This is a genomic window from Paenibacillus sp. DS2015, from assembly GCF_050433705.1.
Taxonomy (GTDB): domain Bacteria; phylum Bacillota; class Bacilli; order Paenibacillales; family Paenibacillaceae; genus Paenibacillus_AQ.
In genome coordinates this window covers 132,269-144,723 of sequence record NZ_JBNPWS010000010.1, presented here as the reverse complement: position 1 = coordinate 144,723, position 12,455 = coordinate 132,269, and the positions used below count along the sequence as shown (strand labels likewise).

Annotated in this window: 1 protein-coding gene; it reads left to right on the top strand. The window is 46.8% G+C overall.

Going from position 1 to position 12,455, the window contains the following annotated elements; genetic code table 11:
* Nucleotides 1-4: 4 nt before the first annotated feature.
* On the top strand, nucleotides 5-12,442 hold the full coding sequence (locus tag J2T13_RS11405; protein ID WP_429371297.1) for an amino acid adenylation domain-containing protein: 12,438 nt from the start codon (nucleotides 5-7) through the stop codon (nucleotides 12,440-12,442).
* The last annotated feature ends 13 nt before the right edge of the window (nucleotides 12,443-12,455 follow it).

The following is a 12,455-nucleotide window of genomic DNA, read 5'->3' as shown; positions in this document are numbered from 1 at the left end:
AACAATGGCAAAGATCGATAAAAATAACATTGAAGATATCGTATCCTTAAGTCCGATGCAGGAAGGAATGCTCTTTCATTATTTACACAACCCAGCTAGTAATGCCTATTTTGAACAACTGACTGTGCAATTGCAGGGTGAGGTGAACACGGCGTTATTTCGGGAAGTATGGCAACAGATCACAGATACAAATTCAGCCCTAAGAACGGTGTTTCGCTGGGAACGGTTAGAAAAACCTGTTCAAATGATTAAGAAATCAAATATAGTGGATTTCCGTTACATTGATTTGACTTCGCTACAAGAGAAGGAGAAAGAGTTCGAGTGGGAGCGAATTCAGCAGGAGGATGTTCAGGAATCGCATAGCCTGCTGGAAGTGTCTTTTCGAATTCGATTAGTTTCTTTTCGCACAGATCTGCACGAGATGATGATCAGCTATCATCACATTCTATATGACGGGTGGAGCAATGGTATTCTGCTCAAGGAGTTGTTTCAGTTATACAACAAACGAAACGAAGGGGGTATCGGAGAGCTCCAAAGAAAGACACCGTATAAAGAGTACATCAAATGGCTTCAGAGCGGGGATAAAGCGAAACATCGCCAATATTGGAAGGAACAGCTTGCGGATCTTGAATCCAAGACGGTGCTGCCCGGTATAATGCGTCGACAGGATCGACCTACCGCTGGACAACAACATTCGATAACTCTTTCAGAAACGTTACATGAGCAAATCAACAACTATGTATCGAAACATAAAGTATCGCTAGCCTCCTTCTTCTACAGTATGTGGGCCATTTGCTTACAAGCCTATAATACCGGCGATGATGTCGTATTTGGTACCACCGTCTCAGGACGAGATGTGAAAATTAAACAGATCGAGACGATGGTGGGTTTGTTTATCAATACGGTACCATTGCGGGTGCAGCGATGCGATGAGGATAGCTCGTTAGCGCTTAACTTAAAAGTGGATAGATTACTAAAAGAGCGAGGCGGGTTCGATGCTGCTTCACTTACTGACATTATGCAGTATGGAGAGGTCGGACATCTCCATCCTCTGTTCGATAGTATTGTCGTTATTGAGAATTACCCGCTCGATCTGAAGCTATTCCGGGAAATCAAAGGTTTACAGCCTATAGGTTTTTCGGTCAAGGAGAGAACGAACTACGGCTTGACGCTAGCCGTAGTTCCACATGACCAGATTGAGGTTCACTTTCAATATGATGAGACAATTCTCTCACCCGAGACGATCCGTTATATCGCTGAGCATGTAAGAAATGTTGTGCAGCAAGCCGTTGATACACCTATGAAAAAGATTTGCGAGCTGGATTTGTTATCGCCCCAAGAAAGACAGTGTCTAATCGTTGAATTCAATGCCGCTCGGCAAACGTATCCGAAGCACCAAACGATCTATGGTCTGTTCGAGGAGCAGGCGGAACGTACTCCCGAAAGAACCGCCGTCGTATGCGGAAACAGGCATCTCAGCTATCAGGTACTTAATGAACGAGCAAATCAGTTGGCATATGTGTTGCGTGCTCGGGGTGTGCAGGCGAATACGGTAGTTGGACTCATGACGGAGCGCTCCTTGGAAATGCTCGTAGGTTTGCTGGCCATTGTTAAGGCGGGAGGTGCATATTTACCGATCAATCCGCATGATCCCATTGAACGAATTCAGTTCATGTTGGGCGATAGCCAAGCGTTACTCATCATGACGCAGAGCCACTTGATCGACACTGTGCCATGTGAATGGGAAATGGAAGTGCTTCTTATTGACGATGAAGCATTAGCTCAACAGAGCGGAACGAACCTAGAACCAATAAACGCGGCACAGGATTTGGCCTATATCATCTATACGTCCGGCTCAACGGGACAACCGAAGGGAGTCCTGATCGAGCATGCTCAAGTGATGAATATGGTTGCTGGTTCACAACGCGAAATATTTGCGAACACCACCGAGCAGTTACAGATTGCACTACTGTTCTCTTACGTATTTGATGCTTCCATGGAGCAAATAGGAAACTCTCTATTGTTTGGGCATACGCTTCATATTTTATCAGAGACATGCATAGAAGACCCCGAGATGTTTATGGCGTATATAAGAGATCGCGGAATTGATGCCTGCGGCGGCACGCCAAGCCATCTCGCTTTTCTGACCGCGCAGGAGAGGGCTGGGGCGCAGAATGCCAATGGAGAAGAACCAGCCGCAACAAGTAGGCTTAAACATCTCATTGTAGGTGGAGAGTCCTTGTCCCGCCACATCGTACAAGCTCTATGGCAGGCATTTCCTGAGCCGGACTTAAAGATCTGGAATGCGTACGGACCCACAGAAACCTGCGTGGTTGCGACGTATCACTCGATCAATCGAACGGACTTTCAGCTGGAACAGCGGCAACAGGAAGCAATGATCGACCAAGTAGGCCGTGCAGAGCATGAACGTGAACTTCTGGAATTGTCAATTCCGATTGGTCGTCCGCTACCCCATGTGAATTGTTATATCGTAGGCGCGAATAACCAGCTACAGCCGTTTGGAGTCGCTGGAGAGCTATGTATTGGTGGCGAGGGTTTAGCTCGTGGATACTTGAACCAACCCGAACTGACTGCATTCAAGTTCGTAGCGAATCCGTTTGTTCTCGGTGAACGGATGTACCGTACAGGGGATCTTGCTCGCTGGCTACCTGGGGGAATCCTGATGTACATGGGCCGAATCGATCAGCAAGTGAAAATAAGAGGGTATCGGATCGAAACTGGTGAGATCGAAGCGAAGCTACTTTCGCACCCGCAGGTGAAAGAAAGCGCCGTGATCGCATTTGATGAAGGCAACGGTCAAAAGGCGTTGTGCGCATATGTCGTCTCGCAAGGGCAGGAGCCACTGAACGTTGCGGAGATAAGAACCTATTTGGCTCGATACCTACCAGAGTATATGGTCCCATCCGCGTTCATATCGATGGAGCGCCTTCCGTTGACGCCTAATGGAAAGCTTAACCGTAAGGCGCTACCTACTCCGCAAGAGCGATGGAGCGGTAGCACTACGTTTGTTGCTCCACGAGACAAGCGGGAGGAGGCTCTTGCCCAAATCTGGCAGGACATTCTCCGAGTTGAGCGGATCGGTATTTATGATAACTTCTTTGAGCTTGGTGGCCATTCTTTGAAGGCGATGAGTCTCGCTGCCCGCATTCATAAAGAGCTGAACATAGAGGTCCCACTGCATGATCTGTTTGTACATCCTACGCTGGAAGCGATGGCTGGGCACATGGGACGATTGGAAAGCAGTGCATACAGCCCGATCGAGGTGGTGCGCGAGCAAGCGTATTATCCCGTATCGTCCGCGCAAAAAAGACTGTTCGTGCTGGAACAGCTTGAACAATTGCATACGAGCTATAACATGTCTGGTGTCTTTCGTCTAAGCGGAGTTTGGGACAAGACAAAGTTTACATTGGCTTTTAATCAGTTAATTCAACGTCATGACGCTCTACGCACCTCATTTGTGATTGTGGATGGTGAGCCTGTGCAACTCGTGCTTCCAAGCGTTCCGTTTGAAATTGAGGAAATAGCGATGGATAGCATGGAACTTGAGTTGAATTCCAAGCAAGAGGTTATCGGTCTTAGTGGGGCATCGGGACGTTTCGCCGTAGATAACGATAACGATGGACCGATGATGTCCGCAGCGAAGCGCGAGCGAACTATTCAAGCCTATATCGCGCGGTTTATTCGTCCGTTTGATCTAAGTCAGGCACCGCTAATACGCGTGGGATTGATCTATGACTCCGGAGAAGAAGCAATTCTGCTTGTAGATATGCACCATATCATCTCGGACGGCGTGTCGATGGACTTGTTCGTGCGGGAGTGGGTGAAGCTATACCGCGAAGAAGAACTCCCACCACTGAGTATTCAATATAAGGACTATGCGGCATGGCAACATCAGCAGCTTCAAGGTGAGCGAATGAAGCAGCAGGAGGCCTACTGGCTAAGGCAGTTGGGTGGAGAACTACCGGTACTGAATATGCCGACGGACTATCTTCGTCCAGCGCTGCAAAGTTTCGAAGGAGACCGTGTTCGGTTGGATCTGGGGCAGACGCTGACTGGGGAACTGAAGCAACTTTGCACAAGAGAAGGTGTCACCTTGACCATGGTGCTGCTGGCGGCATATCAGGTACTGCTGTCCAAATACAGTAGCCAGGAAGACGTGATTGTAGGCATCCCGATTGCGGGTAGATCGCATGCTGATCTTGGTGGCGTGATGGGCATGTTCGTCAACACCTTGGCGATACGTAGCAGACCCGATGGGGATAAGACGTTTCTGGCGTTTTTACAGGAAGTGAAGGAGCAGGCGCTGCAGGCATATGAACATCAGGACTATCCGTTTGAGCAAGTGGTCGAACAGCTTCATCTGCCAAGAGACCTTAGTCGAAATCCCGTGTTTGACGTGCTGTTTGTCATGCAAAACACACGAGAAGGGGACATGTTGCAGGAGATCTCTGACCTGAACATTTCCAAGTATCCGTTTCAGAACAGGATGTCCAAATTCGACCTTTCGTTGCAAGCGACGGAGATGGAAAACATAGAGTTAGAGCTGGAGTATGCGACCCAATTATTTGCCCCAGCGACAGCGCAACGGATCATCCAGCACTACAGCCAATTGCTTGAGCAGATCGTGAAATCGCCGAAGCGAAAGCTATTGGAGCTGGAGTTATTGTCATCGAAAGAACGACAGCAATTATTGGTGCAGTTCAATGACACGACGGTGGATTATCCGAGGGAGCAAACGATACACGGATTGTTTGAGGAGCAGGCGGAGAGAACACCGGACCGAGTAGCGGTTGTGCTTGAGGAAGAACGGCTGACGTATAGGGAATTGAACGAAAGAGCGAATAGGCTGGCTAGAATACTACGGTCCAAGGGCGTGGAAGCAGACACGATCGTCGGGATTATGACGGAGCGTTCATTGGGAATGATCCTCGGTATCATAGCGATTTTAAAGGCTGGTGGAGCGTACGTACCTATTGATCCAGAATATCCGCAGGAGCGCATACAATACATGCTAGAGGATACAGGGACAAGGCATCTTGTCACTTCGCTATCTGATCATGAATCTCTTCATTTTGCTGGAGCTATATTTGATCTGAATGCTCCTGAGTTATATGCCGTAGATGAAGCCGATGTGAAGAATGCTCCTCCTTCAAGGCAATCCAACAACCTTGCTTATATTATTTACACATCGGGAACGACAGGGAAACCTAAGGGTGTACTGGTGGAGCATCAAGGTGTGGTGAATGCCTTATGGTGGCGGAAGCAGCAATATGAGCTGAATGAAAAAAATGTGCTTCAGCTATTTTCATACTCGTTTGATGGGTTTGTAACAAGCTTGTTCACACCGCTTATTTCAGGTGCAACAGTCATTTTGTTGAGTGAAGACTCGGCTAAAGATCCTGTTCAAATTAGGAAAGCGATTATCAGCTATCAAATTCATCATTTCATATGTGTGCCGAGCTTGTATGCGGCCGTTCTGGAATGCTTAACCGAAGACGAAGCTCGCTTTATCCAAAAGGTGACACTTGCGGGAGAAAAGGCATCAGCAGAGCTTATCCGTCTAACGAAGCAACTAAATGCGCGGCTTGAACTGATCAACGAATACGGTCCAACTGAAAATAGTGTCGTCACGAGCTTTTTAAGAAATATGAAGGATACCGCAGGGGCAATAATAGGCAAGCCGATCCATAATACACAACTTTATATTATGAACGATAAATTACAGCTTCAGGCTGTTGGCATACCAGGCGAGTTATGTATTAGTGGCGACGGGCTTGCTCGGGGTTATCTGAACAGGCCGGATCTGACTGCGGAGAAGTTCATCAACCATCCGTTTATCGCTGGAGAAAGACTGTACCGTACAGGTGATTTAGCGAGATGGGTAGCTGATGGAAGCGTGGAATATTTGGGGCGCATGGACCATCAAGTGAAGATTCGGGGCTTCCGTATTGAGCTAGGAGAAATCGAATCGAGATTGCTGCAACATGAACATATTCAAAAAGCTGTTGTAATGGCTCAGGAGGAAAAGCTGGGACAACCAGTGCTATGCGCCTACTATGTCGCTATCCAGACGGCCGAGCTATCCATCGCTAAGCTTCGTTCATTTGTATCTGAACAGTTGCCAAATTATATGATCCCGTCCTATTTTATCCCGCTGGAGCAGTTCCCATTAACGTCTAATGGAAAGATTGATCGTCAAGCGCTACCTTTGCCAGACGGCAAGCTGCACACAGGAACAGAATACGTTGCGCCTAGAAACCGGATCGAGGAAACACTCATTAACGTATGGAGTGAAGTGCTTGGTGTGCAAAAACTCGGCATTCGAGACAATTTCTTCGAGCTTAGCGGAGATTCCATCAAGGCCATCCAAGTTGCCACCCGTCTAAGCAGTTATGAGCTTACATTTGAAATGAAGGATTTGTTCAGCAATCCGACCATTGAAATGTTAAGTGATTATGTGAAAACGAAGGATAACAAGCTGGTGGAGCAGGGCCTTGTAAATGGACCCGTTCTGCTAACACCCATTCAGGAATGGTTTTTCCAAGGGTACAAGGAGGAACCGTTTCATTTTAACCAAGCGGTTATGCTGCAACATCCTGAGGGCATCGACCCGGTGAAGTTAAGCCTGGTATTCGAGCGTATTGTCTTGCATCACGACGCGCTAAGGATGCGTTATCGTAGGGTGGAAGGACAAGTGGAGCAAGTCTACTGGAATGAGGGAGAAGGAGAGCTGTATACGCTGGACGTTATTGATCTCAGGGAAGAGTCAGATGTCGAAACGCTTATTTTGCATAACGCGGAACGTCTGCAACGGAGCATACAACTGGAGAAGGGTCCGCTTGTAAAACTAGGCTTATTCCAGACGCAAGCGGGAGATCATCTCCTTATTGTGATCCATCATCTGGTTGTCGACGGCGTCTCATGGCGTATCGTGTTGGAAGACCTGACGAGGGGTTATGAACAGTTGAATCGAGGAGTGCAGATCACCTTCCCTGCTAAAACCGATTCCTTCCAGACTTGGTCGAGCAATCTGAAAGCATACGCAGCAGGCAAGAGCTTAAAGATGGAAGCGAAGTACTGGGAGGAAGCGGATCATTCAATCGCGCCTGCTCTGCCCAAGGATCATCATGTCGAACGCAGGATCCTGTTCGATCAGCGCACTCAGGCCATCACTTGGTCTATCGAGACAACAGATCAGCTGTTGAGAAAATCCCACCGGGCCTTTCATACGGAAATCAACGATTTGCTGCTGACCTCACTAGCCATTGCAATACAGCGGTGGGCAGGGCACTCTCAGATCAGCTTGCATGTAGAGGGTCACGGTCGGGAGGAAGTGCTGGTTGGAGTGGATATCAACCGGACGGTAGGATGGTTTACAAGTCAGTATCCGGTCCACCTCACTGCCAGAGAAAATGAGTCATTGTCCGCCACCATCAAACAGATCAAAGAAACGCTACGCAAGGTACCTAACAAAGGGATCGGCTACGGGATACTCAAATATATAGGGAACTATTTTGAATCAGATAGACAACCTGAAATCTTGTTTAACTACCTGGGGCAAGTGGATCAGGATATCGAGCGGAATATGTTTGCTGCTTCCCCTATACCTGTTGGTGAAACGGTAAGTCCGCTAGCTCCAATGCTCTACGCTTTAGATGTATCGGCAATCGTCACATCAGGACAGTTAACGATGGATCTTAAATATAATGGTCACGAATACGAAGATGCCACGATCCAGAAGCTCTCGAAATATATAGAGCAAAGCTTGCAAGAAGTTGTTATTCATTGTGTGGACAAGGAAATTGCGGAACATACACCGAGTGATTACGGATTGAGGCGAGTCAACATAGTCGAGCTGGAGCATATAGAGAATCTTGTAGGTAGGTTCAACATTCAAGCTATCTATTCACTGACTCCGATGCAGCAAGGAATGCTGTTTCACAGCATCATGGACCCGGATTCAGCAGCTTATTTCCAACAAAATATAGTGAAGCTACGGGGACGTATTGATGAGGTTGTATTGGAACAATCGCTAAATCTACTAATAGATCGATACGATATTCTGCGCACACAGTTTGTGTTTGATCGCATGAAAGAGTTTGTTCAAGTGGTCCGAAAAGAAAACACCCGTCAAATGAAATTAATTGACGTGCGTCGCTTCAATGATCAGGACAAAACGGATCGTATAAAAGCCTTCATCAAAGCGGACTTGGACACAGGCTTTAACGTAGCAGACACCAATCTGCTTAAGATAACGCTCATTCGGACAGAAGACGACGCAAGCCAATTGATCTGGAGCTTCCACCACATGTTGATGGATGGCTGGTGTACTTCAATTTTAATGCGTGAGTTTCTAGCTATTTACCATTCATTAGTCAGTGGTAGTCCGTTGCAACTACAGCCTGTTATTCCATACGGAAACTATATAAATTGGCTGGAAGATCAGGACCGCGATGAGGCCATGTCCTACTGGGATGAATATTTGCAAGAGTACGAGCAGCAGGTGACCCTGCCACGGAAAATATCCAGTAGCGATGCAGATTATATCCAGCAACAAAGCTCTTTTCAATTGGAACAAGCGGTTACAGAACAATTGCAACGTATGGCTGCAAGCAATCAAGTTACCTTGTATACGGTGCTGCAAACGATTTGGGGCATTGTGTTACAGAAATATAACCAGACGAGCGATGTTGTGTTTGGTAGCGTAGTCTCAGGAAGACCTGCGGAGATCAAAGGCATCGAAACGATGGTAGGGTTATTTATTAATACGATTCCAGTACGCATTCAGAGTAGGCCTGACATGACCTTTACGGAGTTGTTAAAAGAAGTGCAGGAGCAAGCTCTGGAATCTGGACGTAATGATTATTATCCTTTAGCAGACATACAGGCACTAACGATGTTGAAGCAGAATTTAATTCATCATATTGTCGCTTACGAAAATTACCCGATTGAAGCGGAATTAATGAAAGCCGTTCCGGGGCGTGACAGTGAGATCTCAGTTGAGGACGTTGAAGTGTTCGAGCAGACGCATTTTGATTTGGTTGTAAAAATAATACCCGGTGAACAACTCGAAATTAGGTTTGAATATAACGCAAATGTGTATGAAGCGGATACGATAAACAGAATAGGCGAACATGTAAAAAACATCATACGTCAAGTATTAGAACAATCATCAGGCACAATCCAAGAGCTACAGCTCATCACTGAAGCTGAAAGGAAGCAACTGTTGCAGTTCAACAGGATGAGACATGTATCTTATCCTAAACAGAAGATCATTCATGAAATCTTCGAAGAACAAGCGACTCGTACTCCGTATCATACCGCAGTTGTGTATGAAGCTGAGCAACTAACCTATAGAGAGCTCAATGAGAAAGCTAATCAACTGGCTCGTGTGCTGCGCGATCAGGGTGTGACTTCTGACAGCATCGTAGGGATTATAGTTGACCGCTCCATGGAAATGATTATTGGCTTGCTGGCTATTTTAAAGGCAGGAGGAGCTTATGCGCCAATCGATACAGAGTACCCGGAAGAGCGGGTTCGATTCATGCTGCAAGACAGCCAGTGTTCAATTCTTCTTACTCAAGGGGAAGACATCAAGTATGCTGCGTTTACAGGAAAAATGATCAATATCAGCGACGCTAGGTTGTATCGAGGGGACGTTTCAAACTTAGCACTTGTGAATAAATCGTCTGATTTAGCCTATGTGATCTATACCTCAGGCTCAACAGGTACACCCAAAGGGGTAATGATCGAGCATCATAATGTGATTCGCTTGTTACACAACGATCAATTTCAATTTGATTTCTCGGGTCGTGACGTATGGACGATGTTCCATTCGTACTGCTTTGATTTCTCCGTATGGGAAATGTACGGTGCCTTGCTATATGGCGGTAAGTTAGTAGTGGTTCCTAAAAGCACAGCGCAAAACCCTTCGGCGTATGTCCGGCTGTTGAAAGAACAACAGGTTACGGTTGTGAATCAAACACCAACTGCCTTTTATCAGCTCATCGGGGCGGATGCGGTGGAAGATCATGATTTGAAGGTGAAATACGTTATTTTTGGTGGAGAAGCGTTAAAGCCAGCTCTTCTGCAGAAGTGGAGAAATAAATATCCTGAAACCAAACTTATTAATATGTATGGCATTACGGAGACGACCGTGCATGTTACTTACAAAGAGATTCGTGAGCAAGAAATTGCATCGAATCAGAGCAACATCGGAAGCCCTATTCCAACACTAGCAGCGTACATTCTGGATGATCAGCAGCATGAAGTTCCGATTGGGGTTGGGGGCGAGCTATACATTAGTGGCAATGGGCTTGCCCGAGGATACTTGAACAGACCGGAACTTACTGCTGAGAAGTTTATCGACGATCCGAATAGCCCTGGAGAAAGAATGTATCGTACAGGTGATTTAGCAAGATGGCTACCTGATGGAAGTATGGAATATTTCGGTCGCATGGATCATCAAGTGAAAATTAGGGGCTTCCGGATCGAGTTAGGGGAGATCGAATCCAGATTACTGCAGCACGATTGCATTCAAGAAGCCATCGTTGTAGCACGAGAGGAGAATCCGGGTCAGCCAGGAGGCCTATACGCCTACTATGTAGCAAGTGATCCAGCAGAGTTGACGATCAGTGGACTTCGTTCCTTTATATCAGAGCAATTGCCTAACTATATGATTCCGTCCTATTTTATCCAACTCGAGCAATTCCCGATAACGTCCAACGGAAAAATAGACCGTAAAGCACTGCCTTTACCTGACGGAAGTTTGCATACCGAAACGGAATATGCTGCACCCACAAATGAGATCGAGGAAGCACTCGTCCACGTATGGAGCGAAGTGCTGGGTGTCCAAAGTATCGGCATTCGCGATAACTTTTTCGAGCTCGGCGGAGATTCTATCAAGGCCATTCAAGTAGCATCTCGTCTAAGTAGCTATGAGTTTACGTTTGAAATGAAGGATTTGTTCAGTAATCCCACCATTGAAACGTTAAGCACCTATGTGAAAGCGAAGGATTACCAACCGGTGGAGCAGGGTCCTGTGACAGGTAATGTACCGCTTACACCGATACAGGATTGGTTTTTCCAAGGGTACAAAGAAGAGCCTTTTCATTATAATCAGGCCGTTATGCTGCATCATCCCGAGGGCATCGATGTGGAGAAGTTAAGTGCGGTATTCGAGCGGATCGTCTTACATCATGACGCGTTAAGGATGCGTTATCGCATGGTGGAAGGACAAGTAGAGCAAGCGTACCGGAATGTGGGAGAAGGACAGCTGTATACGCTGGACATTATTGATCTGAGTGATGAGTCCGAATTCGAAACGCGTATTCTGCATGATGCAGAGCGTATACAAAGGAGCATACATCTGGATAACGGACCGTTGGTAAAGCTAGGCTTATTCCAGACGCAAGGTGGAGATCACCTGCTTGTTGTCATCCACCATCTGGTTGTGGATGGCGTCTCATGGCGCATCGTGTTGGAAGACCTAACGCAAGGTTATGAACAGTTGGGCAGAGGAGAACAGATCACGTTCCCTGCCAAAACGGATTCCTATCGGACTTGGTCAAACAATCTGAGAGCATACGCAGCGGGTAACATGTTAAAGAAGGAAGTGAAGTACTGGGAGGAAGCGATGCAGTCGGCCGCTCCCGTTCTGCCGAAAGATCATTGGATCGAGCGCAGGTTCCTGGCCGATCAGCGCAAGAAATCTGTCACATGGAATGCTGAGCTGACAGATCAGCTGTTGAAAAAATCCCATCGGGCTTATCGGACAGAAATCAATGATTTGCTATTGGCTTCATTAGCCATTGCCATACAGCGATGGACGGGTCTATCTCAGATTAGTTTGCATGTAGAGGGTCATGGTCGCGAAGAAGTGTTAGAACGCGTGGATATTAACCGGACGGTAGGTTGGTTTACAAGCTTGTATCCGGTTAACCTCGTTGCACATGATAATGAGTCACTATCCGTCACTCTTAAACAGGTGAAGGAAACGTTACGCAGGGTACCTAACAAAGGGATCGGTTACGGGATACTCAAATATATAGGGAACCATTTCGGATCGGACAGACAACCGGAAATTCTGTTTAACTACCTGGGGCAAATGGATCAGGATATCGAGCGGAATACGTTTGCTGCTTCCTCAATATCTGTGGGAGAAACCGTAAGTCCGCTAGCTGCAATGTTCTACGCTTTAGATGTGTCGGCAATCGTCGCTTCAGGACAGTTAACAATGGAGTTGAAATATAACAGTTACGAGTACGATGATGCCACGATGCAGAGGCTCGTGGTGTATATGGAGCAAAGCTTGCAGGAAGTGGTCATTCATTGTGTGGGCAAAGAAGATGCGGAACTTACTCCGAGTGACTACGGCATTCAAATGGACTTAGATGAATTGGAGCTTCTGTTGGAAGAATAGACGGGCTTGGAGG

Bases quoted from the DNA above. Each gene is read 5' to 3' on its own strand.
- J2T13_RS11405 (WP_429371297.1), top strand. From the start codon at position 5: ATGGCAAAGATCGATAAAAATAACATTGAAGATATCGTATCCTTAAGT.